Source organism: Aminobacter sp. MDW-2 (genome assembly GCF_014250155.1).
Classification (GTDB): Bacteria; Pseudomonadota; Alphaproteobacteria; order Rhizobiales; family Rhizobiaceae; genus Aminobacter; species Aminobacter ciceronei.
Window position 1 is genome coordinate 446,986 of sequence record NZ_CP060197.1, and the last position, 25,821, is coordinate 472,806.

At 61.6% G+C, this 25,821-nt stretch carries 29 protein-coding genes and 1 pseudogene; 5 read left to right on the forward strand and 25 right to left on the reverse strand.

Features of this window, described 5'->3' with window-relative positions:
• Window positions 1–58 precede the first annotated feature (58 nt).
• The 3 genes from H5P29_RS02215 (at window position 59) to H5P29_RS02225 (ending at window position 1,981) form a co-directional block, all read left to right on the forward strand.
• Window positions 59–760 carry a LuxR family transcriptional regulator gene (locus H5P29_RS02215; RefSeq protein ID WP_154385816.1) on the forward strand — a complete coding sequence of 234 codons (702 nt, stop codon included), beginning with the start codon at window positions 59–61 and terminating at the stop codon, window positions 758–760.
• Between the two features lie 80 nt (window positions 761–840).
• A complete protein-coding gene (locus H5P29_RS02220) occupies window positions 841–1,449 on the forward strand; it encodes an acyl-homoserine-lactone synthase (RefSeq protein ID WP_154385815.1) in 609 nt (202 codons plus the stop codon).
• Between the two features lie 112 nt (window positions 1,450–1,561).
• Window positions 1,562–1,981 (forward strand): LysR family transcriptional regulator, encoded by a 420-nt coding sequence (locus H5P29_RS02225; protein ID WP_182575124.1) that lies wholly within the window; start codon window positions 1,562–1,564, stop codon window positions 1,979–1,981.
• Here the strand turns inward: H5P29_RS02225 and H5P29_RS02230 are convergent.
• The 23 genes from H5P29_RS02230 to H5P29_RS02340 form a co-directional block, all read right to left on the reverse strand.
• Window positions 1,973–2,200, reverse strand: coding sequence for a DUF2274 domain-containing protein (locus tag H5P29_RS02230; RefSeq protein ID WP_154385813.1), 228 nt, complete (start codon window positions 2,198–2,200; stop codon window positions 1,973–1,975). The genes H5P29_RS02225 and H5P29_RS02230 overlap by 9 nt on opposite strands.
• Entirely contained in the window at window positions 2,197–3,402 is a 1,206-nt protein-coding gene (locus H5P29_RS02235; RefSeq protein ID WP_182575123.1) for a TrbI/VirB10 family protein, read from the reverse strand. Before H5P29_RS02235 ends, H5P29_RS02230 begins: the two co-directional genes overlap by 4 nt.
• Window positions 3,399–4,409: a P-type conjugative transfer protein TrbG gene (gene trbG / locus H5P29_RS02240; RefSeq protein WP_154385844.1), complete on the reverse strand. Its 1,011-nt coding sequence runs from the start codon at window positions 4,407–4,409 to the stop codon at window positions 3,399–3,401. The genes H5P29_RS02235 and trbG overlap by 4 nt, the downstream gene beginning before the upstream one ends.
• Window positions 4,410–4,456: 47 nt before the next feature.
• Window positions 4,457–5,143 (reverse strand): conjugal transfer protein TrbF, encoded by a 687-nt coding sequence (gene trbF, locus H5P29_RS02245; RefSeq protein WP_154385812.1) that lies wholly within the window; start codon window positions 5,141–5,143, stop codon window positions 4,457–4,459.
• On the reverse strand, window positions 5,140–6,510 hold the full coding sequence (gene trbL, locus H5P29_RS02250) for a P-type conjugative transfer protein TrbL (protein WP_154385811.1): 1,371 nt from the start codon (window positions 6,508–6,510) through the stop codon (window positions 5,140–5,142). Before trbL ends, trbF begins: the two co-directional genes overlap by 4 nt.
• Complete coding sequence (trbK-alt, locus tag H5P29_RS02255; protein WP_154385810.1) at window positions 6,507–6,878, reverse strand: putative entry exclusion protein TrbK-alt; 372 nt, start codon at window positions 6,876–6,878, stop codon at window positions 6,507–6,509. Before trbK-alt ends, trbL begins: the two co-directional genes overlap by 4 nt.
• Window positions 6,879–6,889: 11 nt before the next feature.
• Window positions 6,890–7,639, reverse strand: coding sequence for a P-type conjugative transfer protein TrbJ (gene trbJ, locus H5P29_RS02260; RefSeq protein ID WP_154385809.1), 750 nt, complete (start codon window positions 7,637–7,639; stop codon window positions 6,890–6,892).
• Window positions 7,636–10,185: a conjugal transfer protein TrbE gene (gene trbE / locus H5P29_RS02265; protein ID WP_154385808.1), complete on the reverse strand. Its 2,550-nt coding sequence runs from the start codon at window positions 10,183–10,185 to the stop codon at window positions 7,636–7,638. Before trbE ends, trbJ begins: the two co-directional genes overlap by 4 nt.
• Window positions 10,186–10,194: 9 nt before the next feature.
• Window positions 10,195–10,470: a VirB3 family type IV secretion system protein gene (locus tag H5P29_RS02270; protein ID WP_154385807.1), complete on the reverse strand. Its 276-nt coding sequence runs from the start codon at window positions 10,468–10,470 to the stop codon at window positions 10,195–10,197.
• On the reverse strand, window positions 10,470–10,790 hold the full coding sequence (locus H5P29_RS02275; RefSeq protein WP_108605707.1) for a TrbC/VirB2 family protein: 321 nt from the start codon (window positions 10,788–10,790) through the stop codon (window positions 10,470–10,472). The genes H5P29_RS02270 and H5P29_RS02275 overlap by 1 nt, the downstream gene beginning before the upstream one ends.
• 31 nt (window positions 10,791–10,821) lie before the next feature.
• Entirely contained in the window at window positions 10,822–11,778 is a 957-nt protein-coding gene (gene trbB, locus H5P29_RS02280; protein WP_182575132.1) for a P-type conjugative transfer ATPase TrbB, read from the reverse strand.
• A gap of 209 nt (window positions 11,779–11,987) precedes the next feature.
• Window positions 11,988–12,440 carry a CopG family transcriptional regulator gene (locus H5P29_RS02285; RefSeq protein ID WP_154385805.1) on the reverse strand — a complete coding sequence of 151 codons (453 nt, stop codon included), beginning with the start codon at window positions 12,438–12,440 and terminating at the stop codon, window positions 11,988–11,990.
• Window positions 12,441–12,444: 4 nt separating this feature from the next.
• Window positions 12,445–14,442, reverse strand: coding sequence for a conjugal transfer protein TraG (locus H5P29_RS02290; protein ID WP_154385804.1), 1,998 nt, complete (start codon window positions 14,440–14,442; stop codon window positions 12,445–12,447).
• Between the two features lie 171 nt (window positions 14,443–14,613).
• Complete coding sequence (locus H5P29_RS02295; RefSeq protein ID WP_154385803.1) at window positions 14,614–16,353, reverse strand: VirD2 family relaxase/mobilization nuclease; 1,740 nt, start codon at window positions 16,351–16,353, stop codon at window positions 14,614–14,616.
• Between the two features lie 247 nt (window positions 16,354–16,600).
• A complete protein-coding gene (locus tag H5P29_RS02300; protein WP_154385802.1) occupies window positions 16,601–17,413 on the reverse strand; it encodes a lytic transglycosylase domain-containing protein in 813 nt (270 codons plus the stop codon).
• 280 nt (window positions 17,414–17,693) lie between these two features.
• Window positions 17,694–18,020, reverse strand: coding sequence for a DUF736 domain-containing protein (locus tag H5P29_RS02305; RefSeq protein WP_154385801.1), 327 nt, complete (start codon window positions 18,018–18,020; stop codon window positions 17,694–17,696).
• A 44-nt stretch (window positions 18,021–18,064) separates the two neighbouring features.
• Complete coding sequence (locus H5P29_RS02310; RefSeq protein WP_154385800.1) at window positions 18,065–18,625, reverse strand: S26 family signal peptidase; 561 nt, start codon at window positions 18,623–18,625, stop codon at window positions 18,065–18,067.
• Window positions 18,622–19,086, reverse strand: a complete 465-nt coding sequence (locus H5P29_RS02315) for a DUF2840 domain-containing protein (RefSeq protein ID WP_154385799.1) — start codon at window positions 19,084–19,086, stop codon at window positions 18,622–18,624. The genes H5P29_RS02310 and H5P29_RS02315 overlap by 4 nt, the downstream gene beginning before the upstream one ends.
• 316 nt (window positions 19,087–19,402) lie before the next feature.
• Entirely contained in the window at window positions 19,403–20,287 is an 885-nt protein-coding gene (locus tag H5P29_RS02320; RefSeq protein WP_154385798.1) for a replication initiator protein A, read from the reverse strand.
• Between the two features lie 18 nt (window positions 20,288–20,305).
• Window positions 20,306–20,596: an AlpA family transcriptional regulator gene (locus H5P29_RS02325; protein ID WP_108605716.1), complete on the reverse strand. Its 291-nt coding sequence runs from the start codon at window positions 20,594–20,596 to the stop codon at window positions 20,306–20,308.
• Between the two features lie 135 nt (window positions 20,597–20,731).
• Window positions 20,732–21,238, reverse strand: coding sequence for a DUF2285 domain-containing protein (locus H5P29_RS02330; protein WP_185910230.1), 507 nt, complete (start codon window positions 21,236–21,238; stop codon window positions 20,732–20,734).
• 82 nt (window positions 21,239–21,320) lie between these two features.
• Entirely contained in the window at window positions 21,321–21,527 is a 207-nt protein-coding gene (locus H5P29_RS02335) for a transcriptional regulator domain-containing protein (RefSeq protein WP_154385796.1), read from the reverse strand.
• Between the two features lie 122 nt (window positions 21,528–21,649).
• On the reverse strand, window positions 21,650–21,928 hold the full coding sequence (locus H5P29_RS02340) for a DNA -binding domain-containing protein (RefSeq protein ID WP_182575122.1): 279 nt from the start codon (window positions 21,926–21,928) through the stop codon (window positions 21,650–21,652).
• Window positions 21,929–22,043: 115 nt separating this feature from the next.
• On the opposite strand from H5P29_RS02340, the gene H5P29_RS02345 reads away from it, so the two are divergent.
• A complete protein-coding gene (locus tag H5P29_RS02345; protein WP_154385795.1) occupies window positions 22,044–22,304 on the forward strand; it encodes a helix-turn-helix transcriptional regulator in 261 nt (86 codons plus the stop codon).
• Between the two features lie 196 nt (window positions 22,305–22,500).
• Here the strand turns inward: H5P29_RS02345 and H5P29_RS02350 are convergent, their stop codons facing one another.
• Window positions 22,501–23,712: a DUF932 domain-containing protein gene (locus H5P29_RS02350; protein WP_371818600.1), complete on the reverse strand. Its 1,212-nt coding sequence runs from the start codon at window positions 23,710–23,712 to the stop codon at window positions 22,501–22,503.
• Between the two features lie 417 nt (window positions 23,713–24,129).
• On the opposite strand from H5P29_RS02350, the gene H5P29_RS02355 reads away from it, so the two are divergent.
• On the forward strand, window positions 24,130–24,663 hold the full coding sequence (locus H5P29_RS02355; RefSeq protein ID WP_154385794.1) for a MucR family transcriptional regulator: 534 nt from the start codon (window positions 24,130–24,132) through the stop codon (window positions 24,661–24,663).
• 84 nt (window positions 24,664–24,747) lie between these two features.
• Here the strand turns inward: H5P29_RS02355 and H5P29_RS02360 are convergent.
• Window positions 24,748–25,058 (reverse strand): annotated as a pseudogene (locus tag H5P29_RS02360) (DUF736 domain-containing protein).
• Window positions 25,059–25,821: the final 763 nt, after the last annotated feature.

Sequence of the window (25,821 nt, forward strand, 5' to 3'; positions counted from 1 at the left end):
AACAAAGTCGGAACTGGTCTCAGGCAATTGGCGCCAGAGATTCGACGAAACTTGCGTAATGATCGATGAGATGCGGCAGTGCAGTAGTGCGGAAAGGATCTGCAATTTATTGCTAGCCTATGTTGGACGCTTTGGTGCCACGAACTTGCTTGCTGGCGCAATTCCGCCGCCCTATGCGTCTCAACGTGAGCAACTAGCGCACGTGGTGTTAGCCGCTTGGCCTGAGGAATGGACAAAACGCTACTTCTCGAACGGCTATCTTTCCCGCGATCCGACGATCCGGCTTGTGAGACAGGCCAGCGCGCCGTTTCATTGGAGCGAAGTTAGCGATCTATGCAAGGTCTGCCCGTTCGGGCGCCGCATCATGGATGAGGCAAAGGATTTTCGCCTGGCTGAGGGTCTGACAATAGCGTTCTCGACCATCGAACGACATCCAGTTGGCTTTTCGATCGCCGGTGAGAAACTGAACCCCGATCCGTTGGAGAGATTGGCCCTCCAGCTCATTATGGCCTACGCCTTTGGTTGCGCGTCCGCTCTCATTGGAGGCGTGAACCATCGTAAGTCTGTCCATCTCTCACCAAGACAGCGTGATGTGCTTCATTGGGCGTCAGAAGGCCTCACTGTCCACGACATCGCTGAGCGCCTGAACATCAGCAGCAACACCGCGGACACCCATCTGCGCGCAGTCCGAGAGCGACTAAGGGTGTCGAGCACCATTCACGCCGTCGCTGAAGCCTTACGACTTGGCCTGATCAGTTGAACATCTCACGGGATCGCGTGATGCTGCGAGCTGCTTGGACGAAGCACCATGCGTTGATCTCGAAACTGAGGACAAGCTGGATGCTGCACATCGTGACAAACAAGAATGTCGACTGCTATCGCGCGGAATTGGATCAAGCCTTCCAACTTCGCCATAAGGTTTTTGTCGAAGAAAAGAACTGGACCGACCTTGCGCGTGAGAACGGTCGCGAGACGGACCGCTTCGACGACGAACACGCCGTCCATATGCTGTTCATCGTGGACAGCCGCGTCATTGGCTATCAACGCATGCTGCCTTCGACGCGGCCTCACCTTTTGTCGGAGGTTCTATCGGACCTATGCGAAGGCGAGCGGCCGGCTGGAGAAAATGTCTGGGAATGGACGCGCTACTGCGTTGAGCCGCAATATCGCGAGCGCGGCAGGATGCTCAGCCCGGTCGCGAACGCGCTGCTTTCTGGCATCGTCGAATGGGGTCTCAAAACAGATGTGGATACGATCATCATCGAGATGAACCCCCTCTGGCTTCTGCGACTGGTGCAACTGCATTTCAGGGTCACGCCGCTCGGCCTGCCAAGGGTTATCGGCAACGAGGAAACAGTGGCCGTGACCGCGAGCTTTGATGAGCGGACACTCGCTAGATTGCACGAAATGCGGAAGGCGAGCACGCCGGCTGGCACAGTCGACGGTTGAGGTTTGCAAACGGGCCGGAGAAGGGTGCGCCGCCCAGGGTATTTCACCAGAGGAACCTCATCACTCGAACCGTGAGCTGGTGACCGGATCGTCTCTAAACAAAGGAAGCGCGATGCGGCGACGCGTCCAACTCATTACACTCGATTACGCACTCGTCGTCGCCGAGGAAGGCAGCTTCCTCGGCGCCTCTCGACGTATGGGAGTCCATCATTCCGCTCTGAGCAGGCGTATCCGTGACCTTGAGCACTCACTTGGAACGGTGCTGTTCGAACGTCATGCAGGCGGAGTCCGGCCAACCTTGGCAGGATCGAGACTGCTCGGCAACCTTCGCCGTGTCCTCACGGAACTCGACGGCGCACTTGCCGGGGTCGAAACGGACCGAAGAGGGCAAGCCGGCAGCCTGTCAATCGACTTCGATCCGTTTCTGCACGCAGCCGAGTTTCTGGATGCAGTCACCGACTTCATTCGGAGCAGGCCGGATGTTGCCATCTACTTCATGGAAACGAAACGCGCTTCGTTCCGCTCATCCTGACTTTGGGTTGCGCCGAGTGCGGCTGAACGCCCGATCCGTCGTCATGAACCGTGCCAGCATCGGCGCGATGAGCTTTGCTGCATCGGCGATCGTCTGGCCGGTCTCCCGACCGAGGACCTCGGCATAGGCGACAAGATCACGATGAACAGCGGCGGGCAGCTCGATCGTGATCTTGACCGGCTTATCATCGGGTATGGCGGAGAGTTTCAGCTTGGTCATAACGGATCCTTCAGTGTGCCGTACGGCGCCAACGCAAGATCGCGATTGACGATAACGCGAACCGGGAAACCCGGTCGAACTGTCAGCGTTGGCTGGACGTCGAGTTGGCGGCCCACGATCTGTTGACCGATATTGCTCATCCAATTCTGCGTGCTTTCACGGATCGCCTTGGCGATGTCGCTCTCGTTGTTTTTGGAACCGAGGCTGGCGCCGACGCCCAACAACGTCGAAAGCGCTGTGGCCCGAAACAACTTCCCCCAGTGATGGTCGACCTCGTCCTCCAGCCCGGAAAACCCTTCTGCATCCGCGCCCTGCTGGCGCTCCAACACAATTGAACTTCCGTCGGGCATGATGAGACGATCCCAGACCAGCAACACACGCGACTGGCCGAAGGCGACCTGGCTGTCGTACTGGCCGATCAGTTTTGCACCCTGCGGGATGAGCAGATACGATCCTGTTGAGCTGTCGTAGACATTTTCGGTGACCTGAGCGGTGATCTCACCGGGAAGGTCGGATCGGATGCCGGTGATGAGGGCTGCCGGAATGACCGAACCGGCCTGCACGACATAGGGCGACACCTTCCCCGCGAGCCGATCCGGACTGACGGTGCGTCGATCCGGTGCTGCGTTGACGAAGGCGAGCTTGCGATCCTGGATGTTTTGAGCGGAGCCCAGATCGGGCGGTGGCGTAGTGGTAGCCAGCGTCAGACCACTCGCCGGTTCCGCCGCCGACAAGGGCGGCGTTACTGGGAGAGGCCGCTCCCGCACATTGGTATCGGTAAAGAGCTTGGCAACCCGCGCGGCCTCGACCTCCGCCAGGCGACGCTGTTCGTCCGGATCGGCGCGCGGCGTACTGATGTTCGGCGCCTCGATCGGCTGCCCCCGCTCCTTCGCGCGCAGGATCGGCCGCCCGAGATCGCCGGGCAGCGCGGGACCAAGTTTCGGAACGCCGGAATAATCCTTCGGAAGGGCCTGCAGCCCGTCGGCAGTGGTACGGTTTTCTGTAGTGAAGAGCTCGGACGGCTGTTCGTCGCGCCTTCTGCTATCGAGCGCCCAGATGAGTGCGCCGAGGATAACGACACTGGCGACCCCACCAAGACCGATCAGCACTTTGCGCGACAGCCTCGTGACCCTAGCGGGTGCGGGTCGCAAGCGTAGTTCGGCCCTGAGGTCCTGGGCGGGGGCATTTACAATGTCGCTCACCGGAACAGCCCCACACTGCGCCGTGGCCTCCCGTCGGTGCGCACGATCCGGACCCGTTTCTCACTCGCCTTGTCGCCGAGCCTCAATTCGGCGGCGGCAAAGAGGCGGTCGACAACATAGTAGTTTTGGCGGGCACGATAGTTGACCAGCTCCGAGCCGCCAGACGGGCCGATGACGAACAGCGGCGGCATCTCGCCTTGCCCGATACCCGACGGAAACTCGATATAGACTTTTGCGCCGTCGTCGAAGGCGCGTAGCGGCTTCCAGGGTGCGGCGTCGCCCTCGACGCGGTAGCGGAAGTTGAGTTTCTGGATGTCGACGCCGGACGCGACCGGCTGCGCGGCGGAAGCCTGGGCGTTCTGGCGCCGCAGCGCGATCAACTGGTCGTGCGGATATTGCCAGGAGACTGAGGCCATGTAGGTCGAGGCCGTAGATCGCAGCTCGAGATGATAGGTACGGCGGTCGCTGTTGATGACAAGATTGGTCTGGAGATCGGGCCTCGTCGGCTTGACGAGAATATGGACTTGCAGCCGGTCCCCTGCCCCACTTTGCGTGTCGCCGATGATCCAGCGCACGGTGTCGCCGGCAGCGACGGGGCCTGGACCGACAAGTTGCTCGCCGGGTTGCAGCGCAATGTCGGTGACCTGGCCCGGCGCGGCATAGATCTGATAGAGCGCGCCCTCGCTCCAGGGATAGAGCTGGATCGCGTTGACGAAGCCGTCGCGAACCGGCTGCATTCGCGCCGCCTCGTTCGCCTGGGTGATCCGCTGTTTGGGATCGGCCGGTTCCGCCTTTGCTTTGCTGGTCTCGACCGGCTTCAGCTGGCCGGGAAGCGGTAGTGGTTTCGGCAGCTCCACCACCTTGACCGGACCAGGCGGATCGAACTTCCGGACTGCAGGCACCGCATCGTCATATTGGATCTCCGGCGGAATGTATTTTTGTGAGGCGCAGCCGGTCAGCTCCGTTGCCGACAGCAGTGCCAGGGCAAACACACGTGCTTTCGTCATGTCGCGCGCGGTCTGTCCTGTCGTCTTGCGTGTTCGTACCGCCCACATCATGAAAGCTCCTTCGACCAGTTGATGGCGTTGACATAGATGCCGAGCGGATTGGCCTTCAGCCGGTCGGCGTCGCGGGGTTGTTGAGTGACGATGGTGAGGATGGCGGCCCAGCGCTCGGTGCTGGCCAGGCTGCCATTCTCATAGCGGCGCTCGATCCAGGTGACGCGGAACGAGTCCGGCGACGCTCGGATGACGCTGGAGATCTCGATAGCAATCTGGATTTTGCCGACCTTGGTGAAGGGGTCGTTCAGGCGGGCATAATCGTTCAGAGAAACGGCGCCGCGATCGGTCGTGTAGTCATAGGCGCGCAACCAACTCTGGCGGACAATGACCGGATCGGCCGCGATGCTTCTCACCTGCTCTATGAAGCGGGCGAGATGCCATGCGATCTGCGGATCGGTCGGCCGATAGTCGGCGACGGCCGGGGCGACCGCTTGCGCCTCGCCGAATTTGTCGACCTGTACGACCCAGGAAACCACGGTGCCACGCGTCGACTGCCAGACCAAAGCGGAAGCGAACCCGCCGGCCATGAAGAGCGAGCCGAAGGCCATCAGCCGCCAGTTCTTCGCTTGCACACGGGCCGATCCGATGCGTTCATCCCAGACCTGCGCAGCACGTTGGTATGGCGTCTCCGACTGAGGCGTCTTGCCGTATCGAACAGAAGGTCGTTTGAAGAAGTTCATCGGCGGTCGTCCTGATTGAGGGAAACATTCATTGAGCCGCCGCCGTGATCGCCGGAGCGGACGGAGTGCGCGGCCATGCTGGCGCCATGGCTCATGGCCTGGCCGCGCTTCATGCGGCTCGCCCATTCCGGCGGCGATCCCGCACCCGGTGCGGTGGTCGTCCTAGACCCTGAAGGGGTGGTTCCTGATGGCCGCTCTCCACCGGTTGCAGTCCACGCGGCCGAGCGGCCAGCCTCATGACTGGCCGACAGGGCTGAAGCCGCGCGCGAGATCGCCTGCTTCACCGGTTGAGCGGTGGCGCCAGCACCAGCCTTGGCGACACCTGCTGTGCCGGCAGCGATGGAACCTGCACCGCTCTGTCCAGATGTTGCCGCGGCTAGTCCCCAGGCAGCTGTAGTGCTGCCCGCCAGATGGGCGCCGCCACGCGCTGCAGCCGCCGACATGCGTGCTCCGACTCCTGCAGCACTTGCCGCGCCGCTCAATCCAGCGCGAGCGCCCATGGTGCCGGCAGCACCAAGTCCGGCGGCGGCGAGGCTTGTGCCGACAGCCGCGCCCGCGCCAAGTTGTGGGGCGCCGGAAACCAGACCAGTTGCGATGCCAGGACCAAAGATCGAAAGCCCCATCAGCGACAAGGCGCCGAGCACGAGCGACAGCGCATCCGTTATCGTCGGTTGCTCCGCGCCAAAGCCTTGCGTGAACTCGCCGAAGAGGCCCGAGCCGATACCGACGATGACGGCGAGCACGAGGATCTTCACGCCCGAGGCTACGATATTGCCGAGCACCTTCTCGGCGAGGAAGGCGGTCCTGTTGAACAGCGCGAATGGGATCAGCACAAAGGCGGCAAGCGTCGTCAGCTTGAATTCAATCAGGGTGACGAAGATCTGGACGGCGAGAATGAAAAAGGCGATCAGCACGATCGCCCAAGCGATCATCAGCACCGCGATTTGGACAAAATTCTCGAAGAACGAGACGTAGCCCATCAACTGGCTGGCAGCTTCAAGAATCGGATTGCCGGCGTCGATGCCGACTTGCGCGACGCGGCCCGGCTGCAGGAGCGCAGAGCCGGAAAGTGCGGATCCTCCGGCCTCCAGACCGAGCCCCGAAAAACTGTCGAAGACGATTCCGGCGAGACGATTGAAGTTGCCGATGATGAAAGCGAAGAAGCCGATATAGAGCGTCTTCTTAACCAGCCGGTGCAGCACGTCCTCGTCAGTACCCCAGGCCCAGAACAAGCCGGCGAGCGTGATATCGATGACGATCAAGGTAGAGGTAAGAAACGCAACTTCCCCGCCAAGCAAGCCAAAGCCGGAATCGATGTAGCGGGTGAAAGTCTCGAGGAAACGATCGATGACGCCGGCGTCGTTCATGGCGCCACCGTGTTCGGGCGGGATTGATCTTCCAGATTCCGCGGCGGCATCGGTGACTGAAGTGGCATGAGCCGGCTATGGTCCTTGTCAACGGACGGAACCGAATTTGGCGCCACGGAACCGGATGGCCGCAGGAATCGCCTCCGCTTCTCGGCCCAGGTCTTTCTGCAGGCCTCGTCAACGATTGCTGCCATGCCGATGTCCCGGCATCGCGCAAGTTCGACCTTTGCCGGCTCGCCGCCCGGATGTGCGGAGCGCGGGGAGGACGCGTCCTGCGAGCCGTTGCCGCGCAACGCCATGAAAGCGGCGGTCATGGCGGCGCCAAGGGCAAAAACGGCTGTCATCCGGGCGGCGATCTTGATGTTCATGGTGACCAGCCTCAGTCGTGGAACATCTTCACGGATGACGGGCTGTAGCCGCTTCCCGTCATGAAGCGGCTGAACTGTTCTCGCGCCTGCTCCTGCGCTGCAGCCGTCCTCGCTTCTTCGAGTGCTGCCGCCCTTCCTTGCGCGGCGAGCATTGCCGTGAGGTCGGCCATTTGCTTCGCCTGCACGGCAAGCAACTGGTTGCCGGCTTGTGTCGCCTGCAACACGCCTACAGCCGACTGGCTGGCGCCGACCAATGCGCTGGTCTGTTCCTTGGTCCCCTCGATATTGTCGACGGCGACGGCTCCGGCCATCAATGAATGTTCAAAGGCAGATACCGAGGTCTGCCAGCGCTCGCGTGCGCTATCGACAAGCTGCTGGCTGGAAAGCTCCGAACCGAATTTTTCGTAGGTGGAAGCGAACTGGCTCTCGATACCCTGGACGCTGTAGGCAAGCCTGTCGGCCTCACCGAGCAGGCTCTTCATCTTGGATAAATTGCCCTCGATCTGGCTAAGCAGCGTGGTCGGCAACGAGGTGAGGTTTTTCGCCTGGTTGATCAGCATCTGAGCTTCGTTTTGAAGCGAGGTGATCTGGTTCTGGATCTGCTCCAGTGCGCGAGAGGCCGAAAGCAGGTTTTCGGCATAGTTCCTGGGATCGAACACGATCAGCGCCGACGCCGGCCACGACGACAGCCCAACAGCAGCAGCGAGTGCGCCAACTGCCGCCATGCGACGGATATGGCGACGTGCAAGAACGGACTTCATGAGGAAAACTCCTTTGTGGATTGGTCGATGACGTTGGTGAGTCCGGGAACGAGGTCGGCTGCCCAGGAGAGACCGCGATCGGCAAGCCAAGCCTCGAGGAACTGTTGCCGGCCGTCCTCAGCGATGATCCGCTCCACCGCCGCCTGATCGGACTTGGACGATGCGGCGCACAGCGACAGCGCTATCGGACCAAGGCCGAGTTCGAACAGCCGGTTGCCGCGGCGCGATTGGCAGTAGTAGTCGCGCTTCGGCGTCGCCCGGGCTACGATCTCAATCTGGCGGTCATTGAGGCCGAAGCGCCGGTAGATCTGGGTAATTTGCGGCTCGATGGCGCGCTCGTTCGGCAGGAACAGCCGCGTTGGACAGCTTTCGACGATGGCCGGCGCAATCCTGCTGCCATCGATGTCGGAGAGCGACTGACTGGCGAAGATGACGGAAGCATTCTTCTTGCGAAGGGTTTTTAGCCATTCGCGCAGTTGATCGGCGAAGCCGCCATCGTCGAGCGCCAGCCAGCCCTCGTCGATCATCAGCAGCGTCGGCCTGCCGTCCATCCTTTGCTCGATGCGATGGAAGAGATAGGCAAGCACGGCCGGAGCTGCACCTGTGCCGATCAGACCCTCGGTCTCGAAGGCCTGAACGGGTGCCTCGCCGAGACGTTCGTGCTCGGCATCGAGCAGCCGGCCATAGGGGCCGCCAATGCAATAGGGCCGCAGTGCCTGCTTGAGTGACGATGACTGCAGCAGCACAGTCAGGCCGGTCAGCGTCCGTTCCTGAACCGGCGCGCTGGCCAGTGACGTCAGCGCTGACCAGAGATATTCCCTAACCTCCGGCGTGACAGGCACGCCTTCGCGCAGCAGAATGTCGACGAGCCAGTCGGCTGCCCAGGCCCGCTCCGGCGTGTGATGGATACGGGCAAGCGGCTGTAGCGAAACGGCGTCGATGTCGTCCGACAGATCCGCCAGGGAAAGCAGAGCAAGCGGATCGTCCGCTCCCTGCCCGCTCGACGTATTGCTTCCCAGATTGTGCCAGTCGCCACCCATGGCAAGTATCGCAGCGCGGATCGATCCGCCAAAGTCGAAGGCAAAGATCTGGTTGTTCTCGTATCGCCGGAACTGAAGTGCCATGAGTGCCAACAAGACTGACTTGCCCGCACCCGTCGGTCCGATCACCAGGGTGTGGCCGACATCGCCGACATGCAGGCTGAACCGGAAGGGCGTTGCGCCTTCTGTCCTGGCGAAGAACAGCGGCGGAGCACCGAAATGCTCGTCTGTTTCAGGGCCTGCCCAGACCGCCGAGAGCGGGATCATATGGGCCAGGTTCAGTGTCGACAGCGGTGGCTGGCGGACATTCGCATACACGTGGCCGGGAATGCTGCCTAGCCATGCCTCGATCGCGTTGACGCGTTCGACGATGCAGGTGAAGTCCCGACCCTGAATGACCGTCTCGAGGAGCCGAAGTTTCTCGTCGGCGATCGACGGATCGCCATCCCAAACCGTCAGGGTTGCGGTGACATAGGCCTGACCGATCTGGTCGGAACCGAGATCCTGCAGAGCCGCGTCGGCATCGGCCGCCTTGTTGGCGGCGTCCGTGTCGACGAGGACTGATGCCTCACTGGTCATCACCTCCTTCAGGATGGCAGCCACTGACTTGCGTTTGGCGAACCACTGGCGGCGAATCTTCGTCAGCAGTTTGGTGGCGTCAGTCTTGTCGAGCATGATCGCTCGCGTTGACCAGCGGTAGGCGAAGGCAAGCCGATTGAGTTCGTCGAGGATCCCCGGAAAGGTTGCGCTGGGGAAACCGATGATGGTGAGCGTGCGCAGATGGGCATCGCCGAGCCTCGGTTCCAATCCGCCGGCGAGCGGCTGATCGACCAGCAGCGCATCGAGATGCATCGGGGTTTCTGGCACGCGAACGCGATGGCGTCTGGTGGAAACGCAAGAGTGCAGGTAGGTCAGTGTCTCCCAGTCATCGAGCCAGAAGGCTTCCGGGACAAAGCCTTCGACCAGCTTCAGCACACGGTCGGTGCGGTCGACAAAACTCTTCAAATGTTCCCACGGATCGGCGCCGGTCTTTTCCCGACCTTCGTAAAGCCAGCCCTCCATCCGCGACGCTTCCTCGGTCGGTGGCAGCCAGACGAAGGTGAGGAAATAGCTGCTCTCGAATAGGTCCCCGCGCGGCCGATGATCGCGCAAGCGTGGCGATCCCTGGTCGGGCGCATCCTCGAATTGCTCTCGCCGTTCGATATCGAGCAGCGCCGATGCGGAATCTGGGAACCGGTCGTCAGGATAGTCGGTGGTTGGGTTGCGTTGCGCTTCCACAAATATCGCCCAGCCGGACCCGAGACGGCGCAGCGCGCTGTTCAACCGTGCAGTAGTACCGACCAGTTCGGCCGGCGTCGCACTGTCGAGATCGGGACCGCGAAAACGCGCGGTTCGCTGGAACGAGCCATCCTTATTGAGCACCACGCCCGGCGCGACCAGTGCTGCCCAAGGCAAATAGTCGGCAAGACTGGTGCTCTTCTTGCGGTATTCGGCTAGGTTCATCATAGCAAAACCTCAGCAAGCGAAATGCGCGGGGTAGCGCAGATGCCGGCGAACCACGTCGACGAATTGCGCGTCGCGCTTCGCGGCCCAGACGGCGGCGAAGTGGCCGATCGCCCAGATGACGAGACCAGCGATCCAGAGGCGGAGGCCTAGCCCAACGGCCCCGGCGAGCGTGCCGTTGGCGATGGCGACGGCGCGCGGCGCGCCGCCGAGCAGGATCGGCTCGGTGAGCGCGCGATGCACCGGCGCGAAAAAGCCGCGAACTTCTTCGTCTTCCAGCATGGCCATCAGACGAGCGCCCCGCCGCCGAAGGAGAAAAACGACAGGAAAAACGAGCTCGCCGCGAAGGCGATCGAGAGCCCAAAAACGACCTGGATCAGCCGACGGAATCCGCCCGAGGTGTCGCCGAAGGCGAGCGACAACCCGGTAACGATGATGATGATCACCGCCACGATCTTGGCGACCGGCCCCTCAACGGATTCGAGAATCTGTTGAAGCGGCTCTTCCCACGGCATGGAAGACCCGGCGGCAAAAGCCGGCGCGATCATGATAGTCATACCGGCTGTAGTCGCCGCAGCCGTGGAAAGCAGTGCCGCAACCCTGGGCATAGACGATGAAGTAGAGCGGATCGGATTCATTTTAGAGCTCCATGGGGGATTGTGGTTCCATGTCTGGTTGGGTCTCGATGGCCTTGAGCATGCGGTAGTCGCCGGTGACTGTGTCGAGCCCGTTGACCAGCGCGATCTCAACGAGCCGGCGGGACGAGCCGCGACCGGCGAGCACAGCAACAATGTCGACCGTCTCCGCCATGAGCGCGCGTGGGACCGTGACGACGGCCTCCTGCACCAACTGCTCGAGACGGCGCAATGCGCCAAGGGCGGAACCTGCATGGATGGTACCGATGCCGCCGGGATGGCCGGTGCCCCAGGCCTTCAACAGGTCGAGCGCTTCCGCGCCGCGTACCTCGCCAATCGGAATACGATCGGGGCGAAGCCGCAGCGACGACTTCACCAGATCGGAAAGCGAGGCGATGCCGTCTTTCGTCCGCAGCGCCACTAGGTTAGGCGCCGCGCACTGCAGTTCACGCGTGTCTTCGATCAACACGACGCGGTCGGCGGTTTTGGCGACCTCCGCCAGCAGCGCATTGACCAGCGTGGTCTTGCCCGTGGACGTGCCACCGGCGACCAGAATGTTTTTTCGTTTTTCGACGGCAAGCCGCAGCACGTCAGCCTGGGCTTCGGTCACGATGCCGGCGGCGACGTAATCTTGGAGGGTGAATACGGCGACGGCGGGCTTGCGGATGGCGAAGGTGGGTGCTGCCACGACAGGCGGCAGCAGGCCCTCGAAGCGCTCGCCTGTTTCCGGCAGTTCGGCCGAAACGCGAGGGCTGTCGGGATGTACCTCGGCACCGACATGATGCGCCACCAGCCGGATGATCCGTTCGCCATCAGCCGGGATCAAGAGTTCATCGGTGGCGGAGAGCCCTTCCTTCAGCCTGTCGACCCAGAGCCGCCCGTCCGGGTTGAGCATGACCTCGACGATATCAGGATCCTCAAGAAAGCCGGCAATGGCGGGCCCAAGCGCCGTGCGCAGCATGCGTGCACCGCGCGACACCGCTTCCCTGCCGGCTTGATGATTGATTGCCACGATGATCCCCATTCTTCGCGGCGAATTGGTTCGTGCCGCTGTCGGGGATGATTAGAAGAGGCAGGAATATCGACCTTGCAACAAGCAAAAAGGGATGTCGTGATGCGACCTGCAGAGACTTGCAAAATGCGGTGCGGCGATCTCGCGCTTGGCCGTGCCTATCCCGCTGGCAAATCATCCTTGCCGGTTGGTGAGGCTGGCGGGACGTCCTCGGCGATTTCCTGCCTGAGTTTTGGCCCTTTGCTCAATCTGCGGCCGAGCGCGTCAATAAACCCGTCATAGCGCTGCAGTCCTTTTGCACGGGCTTCGGCCTGCGCAGATTCCGGCAAAGCCGGGGTCGAGTTCAGCCAGAAGCGCACGAACAGCGCCATTGTCTCGATGGCGATGCCGACATCGCGCTCGACGCGCTGTACGCGCCGGTCGATTTGGTCGAGGCGGCGGGCGATTGCCGCCTCCTTGCGTTCCTCAGCATCCGGGGACAGGAACGAGGCGATCGCTGCCTCGGCGATTAATGATAGCGACACATCGCGCCGAGCAGAATAATCGGCAAGCGCGTTCATCACGTCCGGATCGAGATAGGCTGAGAGCTGTTTTTTCTTCGTGTTCTTCATGGGCTCAAAGCTCAATGCCATCATTGGGATCGAGGGCGGCCTGCCGTGCGGTGCGCCGCATTATCTGATCGACCGCACGCCGACGGATGGCATCATCGTCGGGCTCGTCCCGGTCGAGGTCGAACTCGTCATCGAGATGAGCCGTGCGCCGAGGCGCGATGTCCTCGTGTTCGGGGAGTTCGGGCTGGCGGCGAATGCCGCCATTTGCAGGGTCCTCGTCATGCGTATCCGTCAAGATCTGCGATTGGAGAGCATTGCCTTCCGACGCCGCGGCGACTGTTGCGCTAGTCCAGTCGTCGGGTCGCGACGTTCTTTCGGTCGTTGCAGGCTTCGGTGGCGCCACGACACGCTTGGCAAGGCGTGGATCGACGAAGTAGCGTGCCTTCTTCGCCCGGATCGGGAACAGGCCCGACACCATTACAATGGCATCGGTCGGCGGAAGTTGCATGATCTCGCCGGGCGTCATCAGCGCACGCGCCGTTTCCTGCCGCGAGACCATCAGGTGTCCGAGCCAGGGCGATAATCTGTGGCCGGCATAGTTCTTCATGGCTCGCATCTCAGTTCCCGTTCCCAGAGAGTCCGAAACGCGCTTGGCCGTCCGCTCGTCATTGGTGGCGAAGCTCACACGAACATGGCAGTTGTCGAGGATGGAGTTATTCGGCCCATAGGCCTTTTCGATCTGGTTGAGCGACTGCGCAATCAGGAAAGCCTTGATGCCGTAGCCCGCCATGAAGGCGAGCGCCGACTCGAAGAAATCGAGCCGGCCGAGAGCCGGGAACTCGTCCAGCATCATCAACAGGCGCTGTCGTCGTTCCTTCGCATGCAGATCCTCGGTCAGCCTGCGGCCGATCTGGTTGAGCACGAGCCGGATCAGTGGCTTGGTACGGCTTATGTCAGACGGCGGCACGACCAGATAGAGCGTCGTCGGCCGCTTGCCCTCGACAAGATCCGCGATCCGCCAGTCGCAACGTGATGTCACTTTCGCCACGACCGGATCGCGATAAAGCCCCAGAAAGCTCATGGCGGTCGAGAGCACGCCTGATCGCTCATTCTCCGACTTGTTTAGTAGTTCGCGCGCTGCCGATGCCACGACTGGATGCGGACCGGCGTCGCCCAGATGCCGCGTTAGCATCATTGTGCGCAGCGTTGCTTCAATCGGCCGTTGCGGATCGGACAGAAAGCTGGCGACGCCAGCAAGCGTCTTGTCGTTTTCGGCATAAAGCACATGCAAAATGGCACCGACCAGCAGCGCGTGGCTGGTCTTCTCCCAGTGATTGCGACGTTCCAACGACCCTTCCGGATCGACCAGCACATCGGCGACATTCTGGACGTCACGGACTTCCCATTCGCCACGTCGCACCTCAAGCAGAGGATTGTAGGCGGCCGAGGCTGCGTTGGTCGGATCGAACAGGAGCACGCGGCCGAAACGCGCCCGCCATCCGGCCGTTAGTTCCCAGTTCTCACCCTTGATGTCGTGTACAATTGCGCTTCCTGGCCATGTAAGCAGCGACGGCACCACCAGGCCAACACCTTTGCCGCTTCTGGTTGGTGCGAAGCACAGCACATGTTCCGGACCGTCGTGGCGCAAATAGTCTCGGTCGAGCTTGCCGAGCACCACGCCATCGAGGCCGAGAATGCCCTCTGCCGCTATTTCGCCGCGCGTTGCCCAGCGCGCCGAGCCATAAGTGTCGGCGTTCTTTGCCTCCCGCGCCCGCGACACCGACATGCCGATAGCGGCCGCAATTGCGACGAAGCCGCCGCTCGCCGTAATCAGAGCCCCCTCGAGAAAAACCTCAGGGGCATAAGCATCGTAGAAAAACCACCACCAGAAAAATGCAGGTGGTGGATAGACGGACTGGCCGGCCAGTTCGAACCAAGGCGAACCGAGTTGCGACTGGAAGCCGAGCCGTAAAGCCGTCCATTGTGTCGCGCACCAAGTGGTGAAGAGCACGAGCAGAAGGACGGTGACGACTTGACCCCACAAAATTCTGGTCGCCGGCATGTTTTCGTCTCCCGGGCTGGACAGTCAGGAGCGGATAGAGAATGTCGGGACCTCGCGCATGCAAGAAGAAATGGGCGATCAGGGCAACTGGTCGTGTGCTGACGTGCAAAGACTTGCCTAAGGTAGGCGGTGCAGATTCGGTAGCTCTACCATACCTACACTTGGGATCGCTCAAAGCCCGATTCCTCGCTTCCTTCCGAAATTCCAATCCACTCCCCCGCTGGCGTGTGCAACGCCATCCACGTGACGGCCGACCTGCCTATCGAGCGACGGAGACCACGGCACAAGCCGGAAACCCAGCCCGTCTTCGATCATGGCGAAGCGGCCGGAGGCGAGTGAGAAACGTTGCCTGTAGATGCCGGCCACATGATCGCCATCGGCGGCCTTCACGAATGACAAGCCGGTCTCGGCGGAAAGGTGAGAGCCAAGCGCCTCGACTTCCCGGCTGCGCAGCGTGTCGATCAAGTTGCGCGAGAGAATGACACGTCGCCCTTCACACCGTGCAAGCCCGTGCTCCACCAATTGATTGGTGCGATCCTCAAGCGCCTGTCTGACCTTTTGACCGAACCCGCCCTCTCCAAGTCCCCGCTCCTCGCACGCAATAAGCTGTCGGTCGAGCCAGGTGGCGCCGGAAGCCTGGATCTGCTCCCCAATCGAGAGGTCGGAGCGAACGGCGAGTGCGAGACGTTCGCGACCTTTCGCATCGTTGTAGCGGCGAAGCTCGACGATGGAGCCCGGCACTGAATCTCCGGCGGCGTCGAGATCGCGGAAGCGGATATGATGCGTAAGTCCGTCGATACCGTCGACAATGGCATAGGCCGAGCCACGCAGTTCGTCATCCAGGCCGCGCTCCAGCAGCCGGCCGATGACGGGCGTGTCGATTTCTTCGGCAGCCAGGACATAGCCAGCCGCTGCCCTGTCGATGCCATGGCCAGCGAGACTGCGATGCATTCGCTTGATGATGTCGCCGCGCTCGCCGAGCGCACGCAACGTGGGCTCGGCTTCTTCGGCGATGATCCATTGGCCAGCACCGACCTCGTTGGCGAGGCCTAGGCTTTCAAGCCTACGGAGCCGTGCAACCTTCTGAGTCTGGAACTCGTCTGGTTGTCGATCGGGACGCGGCGCGAGATCGATCATGCCATGGCGATCAGCGTCGCGAACAAGCTGGCGGTCGAGCTGTGTCCAGCGCTCGGTGTCGACCTGCTGTTCAATGACCCGCCGGATGTCGTGATCGGTGCGGAGCCCCAATGTCTGGGTGAGGATGTCGCTCGCTCGGTCGCGCAGGCCCTGGCGGATGTAGTCGCGCGAGATGACGAGGTTCTCGCCATCGTCGGCCACGCCGCGAACGAGGATATGAACATGCGGATGTTCGGTGTTCCAGTGATCGACGCCAACCCAGTCGAGTTTCGTGCCGAGGTCGCGCTCCATGTCGACGATCAGGTTGCGGGCAAAGCCTCTGAGGTCGCCCAACTCGTGGGCGTCATCCGGTGAGACGATGAAACGGAAATGATGCCGGTCGTCCTTGCACCGTGCAGCAAAGGCGTCGTGGTCGGCCTCGTCCGTATCCGGCCCAAACATCTTCGCCTTTTCGCCGTCCCGCGTCACACCCTCTCGACGGAGGTACTTGAGATGGGCAGTGAGAGGCGCGGCCGCCCTGAATTGACGCACAACGCGCGCCTTGACGACCACGCCGCGTGAGCAGCCAGTGATAAGGCGATTGGCACGGATGCCTGCCGACCTACCTCGGCCGAACGTCGAGGCGCGTGGAGAGATGACCTGGCCCTTGCGCGAGACATGTCCGCCTGCTCGCTGTGCGGCCGCGAGTGCCTGAAAGATAAAAGGGCGCGCGCGCTGACTGGCACGCGTGCGGATACGGCCGGGACGAACACGAAAGCTGTCGTCGCGATTCATGGCTTGAGAGCCCGTGAGGTGCGATTTCCATTGAGAAGATTGAGAAAATGGGGAGAGCGCACATCGCCGTTTTTGGGGACACGTCGCAAAGCGAGGCGAAAATCGTAAGAAAAACAAACAACCGACCGAGCCGCACATCGCGGCCCTTTATCCTGCCATCCCTCCCCGTGCTCCCGGGAGACCAACCCTCCCACCGCAATTGTTGCGACGGAGCGGGCCAAAATGCGATTGACCAGGAATGCGACGATCATTGTGATGCCGCTGAGGAACGCTGAACAAACAGGCCATCCGCAGCCGGTCTCGGTGCGATTGCATCCCTACGGAAGGCGTTGCCCGACAGCGGCTCGAAAGCCGTCAGATCGGTGACGGCGTCGCCAATGGGCGGCGGCACTCTGGGTGAATGGATCGCCGTGAACATGGCCTCAGTCTCAACATCCGCGTCACGATCGCCATGCGATGCGGCGACATTTCGGATGTCGCCGGTGTGCGCAAAAACCGCCGAACCGACTGGACTCGCCTTGCCCGCTGTTTGCCGTGCGCGCGGCGGTACGGGGATCGTACCACTGATCAGCGGCGCAAGTTTCCTGACATATTCGATCGTCTCGCGCGGCAGCGGCCGGCCGGTCGCAAGGTGCTCTTCGTATCGCCCAGGACCGGCATTGTATGCGGCGAGGAAGCCGTTACGACCGAAGCGGTTGAGCATCTCGCGGAGATACGCTGCGCCGGCAAGAATGTTGTCGCGCGGCTGATAAGGATCGTCACCGAGGCGGTACTTGGTGCGCAGCTCTTGCCACGTCGGTGGCATGATCTGCATCAATCCGATCGCGCCCTTGCTCGACACCGCATGAACATCACCAACGCTCTCGACATGCATCACGGCGCGAAGCAGCCGCTCGGGCATGGCAAAACGTTTGGCAGCCTCCCGGATATGCGCCGACCAGGGATCAGCGGACGAAGTTTTGGTATTGGAGTGCGCCGGCCGCTCATGATGCGCGGCAGGTTCTGCGCAAACAACTGACGCTGAAAGGGCGAGTATGACGCATGCGGACAGCATCATCATACTGCTGCGGATGACGGCGCATGCACCCCTATCCTGATGCGTCGGCAGCCTGCCACCGTGCTCGCTTCCGTCAAGGGCACGGCTTCGCCGACCGAACTTGCTTGCCGCAAATTGCGGCGCGATGAGCGCCCGTAGCGATTGGCAAGCGTCCGGTCGCCCTTGACCTCCGCTACGCGCGGCAGCCGTCTGACGGGCGATCGGGTCGAAGGGTTTGACCGGCGCCCGATCGATCAAAGGGTTTGACGCAGAAAGTTGGCTGAGGCGCAATCGGAGCATCCGATCAGCCTCGATCGTCGCCTTTCGACGGCCGGCTCCAGTGCAAGCCCCAGACGCTCTTCTCGGCATCTGACTGAAAAAGGTTGGCACGGATCGGCTGCGTAAAGGACGGATCGTCGATGGAGACTGAAAGATAGCTACCAGCCTTCTCGCCGGTGCGTTCCCATGCCGCGCCGATCTCCATGCCTTCGCAGAAGACGCGGTGATCCGGCGCGTTTTCGGCATCCGATTTCTCGGCAGGCAGGATGGCAAGCTTCACGTCGAGCGTCAGCGTTGAGATGTTGCCGAAGAAGCCGTCATCGTTGCGGCTGAAGGTGCCGATCTGGGCCATAGCAATGCTCCTTTCATGGGCGTTGATAGGGGTTGGGCGAGTCGTCACGGCTCGCGGTGATCCGCTTCGCCAGAACCATTCGGCGCCGGAGAAGTGCGGCCGGTGGTCCACAACGGGACCGCGCGGCCGATGATCGAAGTGAGCGGCAGCGGCCCGAAATAGCGGCTGTCAAAACTGTCGGCTGCATCCCAATTCATGAGGAAGACTTCGCCATCGGTAATGACGCCACAGCCCTGCCAGACGAACAGCGGCCGACCACGACTGTCACGCTCGCGCGCATGTCCAAGGGTCACGCCACGGACAAGGATCGCGGTGCCGCGACGGCAAACGGTCTGTCCGCCGAGTGCCAGCACACGCTTCAGAAGCGGCACGCCGTTCGGCAGATAACCGCGCTCCGCAAGGAAGCCCGCCAACGGCTCGGGCGGCATGACGACGGCGATATCGGCAACATTTATCCTGTCTACCGGCTCGACGCGGTAGAGCCCCATGGGGACGCTCGCTGATGCGTTCCAAATGAACTGCAGTCGATGGCCCGCCCACACTGGCGCGGCGACCAGGACCGCACTGCCGAGCATCATGGCAATGGTCGTTGCGCGCATGCTCATGGCTCAATCCTGCGGCGCAGGAGCCATGCCTCATGGCGCTGGCGTGTGTAGGGCCTGGGCGCCTCTCTAGCTGCGAGCCGGCTGTGGGCATGCCGCCAGTAGTCCGGCGAGGCGTCAGCAGGATCGATGTCGATCGCCTCGACAGCGTCGATGATCTTCAGCACCCTTTCGACATTTGGCCATCCGATAGCCGTGAGCAGGATGTCAGCGCCAGGACGCACATAGGCGACGGTCGCGCAGCGTTCGCCGGCGGCAACGGCGCGCAGGATATCGATGCGCGAGGCGACGGTGCCAAAATCGTTGGCGGTCCAGCGAACGAAGGCGAAAATGCTGCCGGGCGCGAAGGTGACAACACGACGACTGCGATCGATAGTCGTGTTTGCAGCAACCTTGCCGAACCGGATGTAGTTTTCGATCCGCTTCTTCAGCCACAAAAGCTCGACATGGGTGAGATTGCTCATGCTGGCTTCCGTGACAGGAGGCCAGCGGCCGAGAAGGCGAAACGGGTGTCGGAGACATCGGCCGCGATCTGGGAGTAAGAATAGATCTCGTCGCTCGCCAGGACCGACGGGGCATCTCTCCGCCGTCGTCCACAGCCGCGTGGATCAGCACTTTGCGTTAGAGAGAATCCGAAGGATTCACAGTTAGAAACGTTAGAGGAGCCGGTTCGGCAATCGCCACAAGGACTTAAGGCCGATTTCGGTTCCTGATAGCACGGGAATCCGGTTCCCGATGGCACGGGAGCTGCGGTTCCTGATAGCACGGGCCTGTCCACAGTCATTTAGCAGCCTTGATTGTGCGACCGCTCGGTGCGCGATGGGTTGTTAGGGTGTTGGCGAATGGGTCGCCCGGGTCGGGCTGGAAGGTCAGGCGTGATCGGCCGTCGGGATCGAAGGTGAGCACCAGTCGGTAGCCGGGCAGCGGCTGACGGCGGACGATCTCGCGCAGGTCGAAGGTGAAGCGTTTGAACGGCGACAGGCTGCCGGACTTCAGATGCAGGTGACGGAGATCAAAACTCCAGCCGTGGGTCTGACGGCCGCCGTGCTTGCGCACTAGGCGGTAAAGCCAGCGCTCGAGGCCACCTGTCAGCCCGAAATATTGGCGGTCGATGGTGAGGACCAGAGCATCGTCGATGACGCCGGCATAAAACCAGTCCGGCAGGATGAGTTCGATGCCAAGCGGCCGTCCGACAGCGTCCACTCGCTCCTTCCATTCGTTGATCCAAGAGAAGCGATGGCGCCGTCGCTCCGACGACTGGCGGATGGATGTGGCGACTGTCGTTGATTGCAGCCGGTCGAGCGCTGCCTTCAATCTGCTGTAGCTATGGGCGGAATCGCCACGGTCGATGAAGGTAAGGATTTCGTAGGGCGTAGCCGACATCAGGCGTGATGTGCGAAGGCCATTGTCGCGTGCTTCGACGATCTGGCTGGCTGCCCAGATCAGGATATCGGCATCCCAGATCGTCGCCATGCCGTGTTCGACTGTCGCCTCGACGCGGATCGACACCTCGCCCATGCGAAAGTCGATCGGTGTCACGCGGCGGGATTTGGCGAGTGAGAAGAACGGCCACGACATGAGGTCCTGGGCATCGCGTGGCGCGATGGCGCCTGAGCGGGCATGGAACAGCTCAAGCTGACTCTGGTCGGACAAACGATGCCGCATAGCCGCCACCCCAGCAGGTCAGGAAATGGGATCGCGTCTGCCGGCATAGGCCGGCGCACGCGCCGCATGCGGCTTGGCGGGCGGAACATAAGTTGCGTTGGCATCGCTGGTGGAGGTGCGCGCGCCAAGTTCGATCCAGGCGTGCAGGTCGTCGATGTCGTAGAGAACGCGCCCGCCCACCTTGCGGTATTTTGGGCCGGTTCCATAAGTCCGGTGCTTTTCCAGCGTGCGAGCGCAAAGGCCGACGATGGGCGCTGCCTCCTTGGTTCGCAGGTATTTTGGGGGCGCGTCCGCGGGACCCTTCGACATCGCTCGATCTCCATCCGGTTCTGCTGTCGTCCTGGCCTGCCGGGACGCGCGAAACGGACGATGGTCGAAATGAGGAAAAGCGAGGGAGGGTAAAGATCGGGGGACGTGTTTTTGCTACCCCTGCGACGAAGGGCTTCAGCGATCGGATTTTCGGCTGCGGCTGTGTGGGTAGAAGAGAAGATCGCGATAACCGCCGGCGACCAGATGGTCCGCGCGCCGCAGGATCGCCCGAACCTTGTGCCGGAGATGATGATCACGCCAGTCTCGCGGCGCAATCGATTCTCGTGACAACAGTACCTCCGCGACCTCGCGGTAGGCGGCGCCTGCGCGGCGGGCGTCATGAGCGCGCAGATTGAGAGTGTGCCGCGCCTCCGTTTGCTTCGGCAGCGCGCCATAGGCTGGAGTGGTCGGCCGGCCGTTCAATACGCGCCAGAACCGACGCGCTGCGTCGAGCCGTGTTTCGAAGGCGTCGTCGAGCGGCAGAAGGATCGCATTGATGTCGGGCGGACCGCCGCAGTTTTCGGCAACCAGCCTATGCGTTGGTGGCGAAGCTGGCCAAAGAACATGCAAATCTTCGTTCTGCTTCCAAACGCTGGCGTTGGGGAGCCTGGGAAGATGGACTGCCTGGTGAGAAGGATTCATCGAGACAGGCATCCGCGTGGCCCGAAGCACACGCGGCGAGGCCTGTTCCGTCCAGACGATGTTCTTAGCTAACGGAAGCCCGTCACCGGTGACTGAGAAATCGCGCGCCCCAACGAGCGGCGAAGTCGGGCGGACCGACAAGTTCTCCGGAACCCGAATTCTGCGAAGTAAGCTGGCTGCATTCGGCGACGAACTCGTCGTTTCGGATCAGATACTCGGCAGCGAACTCTGCAGCTTCGTAGCCGCGCATATGCGCATAGGCTGCCGGATCGGTCCAATCGCCTTGCAATGTGCTCTCCCGATGTCCGCATTGGCTGCGGGCTTCGGAAACACCATCTGGCGCGATACGCAGGCTGGGTAGCTGGAGAGTCGGCAAACCGCTCTGCTGATTCAGCAAAGCGTGGCGAACGCTCAGTGCGGCGCACCGCCGGCCAGAAGATATCGATAGCCATTCGTCGTCATCCATCGCGCGCGGGTAAGATGGGTTTCCCACGACCGGAACGCCCGCTCCGGTTCCTCCTCAGGGTCTATATGCAGGACGATCCTGGCCACCTCGCGCCAGTCCGCATCCTCCGCCGCTGCGTCGAGCAGGCGGATGTAGGTGAGCAGCCGCTCCTCGTCATAGCCGGTCAGGACTGGGGCATCCGGCGCAACGTCGGCGACATCAGGATCGAGGAGTGGTTTAAGCACGGCCCACCAAAAGTCGTCGAAGCACAAGCGGCGACATTCACCAGATAACCAGATTTTCTGATTATCTGGATTCCCATTTAATTGATCTGCCGGTTTCGTCAAGGACCGGCAGCGAATGCAAAAGACACTTCGGTCGCCAAGACATTTGCGACTTATCCAATTGATCGTGGACAGGCGCAAGGCTGCAGGCTTGAGCCAAGCCGACTTGGCAAACGCGATCGATCGATATCAATCAGTAGTCGCAGCCATCGAGTCGGGAGGACGGCGCCTGGATGTGATCGAGTTTCTCGATCTGGCTGAAACGATCGGGTTCGATCCCCATGATATTCTGAATGAGGTGGCAACAGTTCCGAGTATGCCCGCCAGAAAGCGTTAGCAGTTGATCTGCTCAACGGGCGAATTCAGACCTCTGAAATCCAAGCGAATTTCTTGTGGCTGTGCTCAAAATGGCAGCAGTCGCATCGCGAGCCGGGTAGAGCCCGGCGAGCGGCCGCCGTGTTTCAAAAACGGCCGCACCGCGCGGACCTGAAAGGCCGCGCGGCGAGACTTTCGCCACGCGGCTTTTCGTTTGCTCATGCCGCCCTTGCCAACAGGGCCTTCGCCCTGCCTTCCAGTTCAAGGCGGCTGTCCTGATGCGCCTTGGTACGGGCATGCGCGGTCATGCCTTGCACGAAATCAAAGATGCTTTCGGGCGGGCGGCCTTCCTCCTGCAACACGGCCTCGATGATCTTCCCGGTTTCGGCCTTGGAGAAACCGCGCTTGCGCAGGAAGTTCTCGCGGTCCTCGTCAGTGCGGGCGACGATCTTCTCTCGCGCGGCTTTGATGCCGGCGATGAACGGCGCGGGGCTTGAGTTCGCAAAGCTCGTCAGTGCGGGCGCTGCCTCGTGAGCGAAACGAAGTGCTGCAAACTTCGAATGCCGGATGCTAATTTCCTCGAAGCCTTCCACGCCCCACAGATTGCGGTTCATGCACACGGCACGAAGATAGAAGCTCGCAATGCCTAGTGTCTTGCTGCCGACTTCCGAATTCCAGCAATAGAAGCCACGGAAATACAAATCCGGCTCGCCATTCGGGAGCCGTCCGGCTTCGATCGGGTGCGTATCATCCACCAGAAACAGGAACACGTCGCGGTCGCTGGCGTAGAGCGTGGTCGTGTCCTTGGTGATATCGACGAATGGATTGTGTGTCATGGTCGCCCAATCCAGAACGCCCGGCACCTTCCACATGGTGTCGCCGGTGCCGTTACCCGCTATGTTCATGACGGCCGCGACAAGCTCGTGATCCCAGATACGGCCATAGTCCGGGCCGGTCACGGCGCGAAGCTCAATGCGTCCGTCTTCCGTCTCGAGGGTCTTCATCAATTCCGCCCGATGGCTCAAAAGACCGTGCTGCAAATTGATGCCTGCAAGCGGTGCAGGAAGCTGGCGCATGTAGGTGGCCGGTGCGGCGACAAGGCTGCAAAGCTGGCCGAAGCTCCAATGCGTCGGCGCGACTGGCTGGTCCTGTCCGGGGATGATTAGCGAAAGCCGCTCTGCATTGGCGCGGGTAGCTTCTACGCGCACAGCGCGGCTCTCGACGATGCGGGCGGTGGCGCGGTCCGCTCGCTGCTTCACGGCATCATAAAGCTCGGTGAGGCTCAGATAGCGCTCGTCATCGGGACGCGAAAACCATTCCGAGGAAACGCGCCCAATCCGCTCGCCGCGTGTGATGTCTACGCTGAAGCCGCCGCAAGCTGCCTGCGTCTGTCTGTTGCTCTCGCCGTTGATGCTGGTGGTCATGGTCATTGCGATCACTCCTCTTTCCGTTGGGTGCCGAAGGCATGGCCCTCGGCATGCCTTCCGGGGGCGCGTGAGCGCGCGGGAGTGATGGGGGCCAATGCCGGCGCGCGGAGCCGGGCTGCGCGGTCGAGCGGAGCGGTTGCAGATTGATGCGCGGAATTTCTAAGCGTCGGCCGCTTTGCGAGCCGGCGGCCCTGCTCTGCACAGGCGGCATTGGCGGGGAAGCGAGGGAAAGTCCCCTCGCTTCCCTGAAACGGTCGGCAAGGCTCGTCCGCAGCCGATTAGAATGATGGAAGCGAAGCTTAGCTGCTTGTTATTGGCAAAGAATGAGGATTGTTGCGAGGATAGCAAATTGTTTGCCTGATTGGCGAAATCGACAAGCACACGTTTTCAGCGTGCTCGTGAGAACAAAAGGAAATTTCGATGATCTTTTCCCCCGAACCGGACGATCAAACGGATCTCGTATCGGTCGCCGCCGACATCGTCTCCGCCTACGTATCGAACAATCCACTGCCGGTCGGCGAGCTGCCCCAGCTGATCGGAGATACCTATGCAGCTTTGCAAGGGATCAGCACGCCTGTGGCCCCGGCCGCAGTCAAGCTGGAACCGGCAGTGTCGATCAAGAAATCGGTGACGCCGGATTACATCATCTGCCTGGAAGACGGAAAAAGGTTCAAATCCCTGAAACGCCATATCGGAACCCATTACAATCTGAGCCCTGACGAATACCGGCAGAAATGGAGCCTGCCCTCCGACTATCCGATGGTGGCGCCGAACTATGCCGCGGCACGCTCGCTCCTTGCCAAGTCATCCGGGCTCGGTCGCAAGGTGGCAGCACCGGTACCAGCCGTTGCAGAAAAACCAAAACGGGCAACTCGCGCAGCGCCAGCGACCACGTCCGCAGTGGCGGTGAAGTCACCAGTGAAGAAACAGCACAGGGCATCGGCTAAGGCCTAGCTTGTCGTATCGGAGAGCCAAATCACCGCGGACCTGGACAGGATGAAGCCCCGCCTTGCGGCGGGGCTCTGAGTTTGGGTCGGATCACTCGGCGGTGCGGCGGGACCAAATGAGCGAGAATTCGCCCTCAGTGTCGGTCTCGACCAGGCTCGCGTAGATCGGAGCGGGGAAGCTCGGATCGTCGAGCTTGACGGAGTGGTAGTCGCCGCCTTCGCGCGAGGTCTTCTTCCATGCCGCCCCGAAATCGGTAGCGCCGGCAAAGATGCGGAAGTCGGGACCCTTTTCATTGTCGCCTCCAGCGGGGCGAATGTCACCGTCTTGACGTTGAGGTTGAGGGTCTTGACCGAGCCGGAGAAGCCGTTCGCGGTGCGGGAGAAAGTGCCGATCGTAGCCATTTTGGTGGTGCCTTCTGTTTTCTCGGGCCGTGCCCATCGCGGCCTCGATGGTGGTCGTGAGACCGGAGACGATCGGTCCGCACCCGAAGGGCTGAAACGAAGTGGAGGACGACAGTGCAAGGCTTTCTTGGGGCGCGAGGAATGGACGCGCAGCGGCCAGGGGAAGAAACCGCAGCGCCGTCGTTGCGGGAAGACGATCGAGGCTGAGCGAAGCAAAGTCGGTCTTCGGTCAGACCCAATCCATTCGAGGACGCCGTGCGCGTGGCTTGGAACGAACAGCCAGGTCGGAACCGCCATAGTGGCGACAACGATCGGTCGCCTGCTTCGCACCGTGAGCGCTTCTCCGTTTCGCGAGGACAGTGAGCCTGCCTCTCAACCGCGAGGCGTTATCGGCCGCCGCGCAAGGGAGTGTCGATGAGAGGTTGGACTCTCCCAGCTCTTTGCCCGAACCGCCGTCACTTTGCGGTGGCGCAAAGGACCACAGTGCACTTGCTGTGGCCAGCGGCTGCCAATTTGCCAACGTACCATGACGACTTCCCTATCTCCGCTCGATCGATGCGGAAATGGTCGATAGCGCTGGCGAAGATGACTTGGTCATATGGGATCCTCAGCAGCATTGCCGATGATCCGTCTACTCGTGTCCGCACGCACGGTGAGGCAGAACCGGGAAAGGTCCGCCTGCGCCCCTCGCGGCAAGCGTTCCATTCCAAGGTTAAGACATGCGCTGCATGACTTTGTTGATTGCGGGGGTGGAAATACCCAG

Excerpts from the sequence above, each read along its gene's own strand:
- H5P29_RS02330 (WP_185910230.1), bottom strand. The coding sequence starts at position 21,238 with ATGAATCCTTCTCACCAGGCAGTCCATCTTCCCAGGCTCCCCAACGCC.
- H5P29_RS02345 (WP_154385795.1), top strand. The coding sequence starts at position 22,044 with ATGCAAAAGACACTTCGGTCGCCAAGACATTTGCGACTTATCCAATTG.
- trbF (WP_154385812.1), bottom strand. The coding sequence starts at position 5,143 with ATGAACTTCTTCAAACGACCTTCTGTTCGATACGGCAAGACGCCTCAG.
- H5P29_RS02275 (WP_108605707.1), bottom strand. The coding sequence starts at position 10,790 with ATGCCCAGGGTTGCGGCACTGCTTTCCACGGCTGCGGCGACTACAGCC.
- H5P29_RS02350 (WP_371818600.1), bottom strand. The coding sequence starts at position 23,712 with ATGACCATGACCACCAGCATCAACGGCGAGAGCAACAGACAGACGCAG.
- H5P29_RS02320 (WP_154385798.1), bottom strand. The coding sequence starts at position 20,287 with ATGCGGCATCGTTTGTCCGACCAGAGTCAGCTTGAGCTGTTCCATGCC.
- trbB (WP_182575132.1), bottom strand. The coding sequence starts at position 11,778 with ATGCTGCGCACGGCGCTTGGGCCCGCCATTGCCGGCTTTCTTGAGGAT.
- trbJ (WP_154385809.1), bottom strand. The coding sequence starts at position 7,639 with ATGAAGTCCGTTCTTGCACGTCGCCATATCCGTCGCATGGCGGCAGTT.
- trbG (WP_154385844.1), bottom strand. The coding sequence starts at position 4,409 with ATGACGAAAGCACGTGTGTTTGCCCTGGCACTGCTGTCGGCAACGGAG.
- H5P29_RS02270 (WP_154385807.1), bottom strand. The coding sequence starts at position 10,470 with ATGGCCATGCTGGAAGACGAAGAAGTTCGCGGCTTTTTCGCGCCGGTG.
- H5P29_RS02355 (WP_154385794.1), top strand. The coding sequence starts at position 24,130 with ATGATCTTTTCCCCCGAACCGGACGATCAAACGGATCTCGTATCGGTC.
- trbL (WP_154385811.1), bottom strand. The coding sequence starts at position 6,510 with ATGAACGACGCCGGCGTCATCGATCGTTTCCTCGAGACTTTCACCCGC.
- H5P29_RS02225 (WP_182575124.1), top strand. The coding sequence starts at position 1,562 with ATGCGGCGACGCGTCCAACTCATTACACTCGATTACGCACTCGTCGTC.
- trbK-alt (WP_154385810.1), bottom strand. The coding sequence starts at position 6,878 with ATGAACATCAAGATCGCCGCCCGGATGACAGCCGTTTTTGCCCTTGGC.
- H5P29_RS02230 (WP_154385813.1), bottom strand. The coding sequence starts at position 2,200 with ATGACCAAGCTGAAACTCTCCGCCATACCCGATGATAAGCCGGTCAAG.
- H5P29_RS02300 (WP_154385802.1), bottom strand. The coding sequence starts at position 17,413 with ATGATGATGCTGTCCGCATGCGTCATACTCGCCCTTTCAGCGTCAGTT.
- H5P29_RS02220 (WP_154385815.1), top strand. The coding sequence starts at position 841 with ATGCTGCACATCGTGACAAACAAGAATGTCGACTGCTATCGCGCGGAA.
- H5P29_RS02295 (WP_154385803.1), bottom strand. The coding sequence starts at position 16,353 with ATGAATCGCGACGACAGCTTTCGTGTTCGTCCCGGCCGTATCCGCACG.
- H5P29_RS02305 (WP_154385801.1), bottom strand. The coding sequence starts at position 18,020 with ATGGCCCAGATCGGCACCTTCAGCCGCAACGATGACGGCTTCTTCGGC.
- H5P29_RS02310 (WP_154385800.1), bottom strand. The coding sequence starts at position 18,625 with ATGAGCATGCGCGCAACGACCATTGCCATGATGCTCGGCAGTGCGGTC.
- H5P29_RS02215 (WP_154385816.1), top strand. The coding sequence starts at position 59 with ATGATCGATGAGATGCGGCAGTGCAGTAGTGCGGAAAGGATCTGCAAT.
- H5P29_RS02315 (WP_154385799.1), bottom strand. The coding sequence starts at position 19,086 with ATGAGCAATCTCACCCATGTCGAGCTTTTGTGGCTGAAGAAGCGGATC.
- H5P29_RS02290 (WP_154385804.1), bottom strand. The coding sequence starts at position 14,442 with ATGCCGGCGACCAGAATTTTGTGGGGTCAAGTCGTCACCGTCCTTCTG.
- H5P29_RS02325 (WP_108605716.1), bottom strand. The coding sequence starts at position 20,596 with ATGTCGAAGGGTCCCGCGGACGCGCCCCCAAAATACCTGCGAACCAAG.
- trbE (WP_154385808.1), bottom strand. The coding sequence starts at position 10,185 with ATGATGAACCTAGCCGAATACCGCAAGAAGAGCACCAGTCTTGCCGAC.
- H5P29_RS02285 (WP_154385805.1), bottom strand. The coding sequence starts at position 12,440 with ATGAAGAACACGAAGAAAAAACAGCTCTCAGCCTATCTCGATCCGGAC.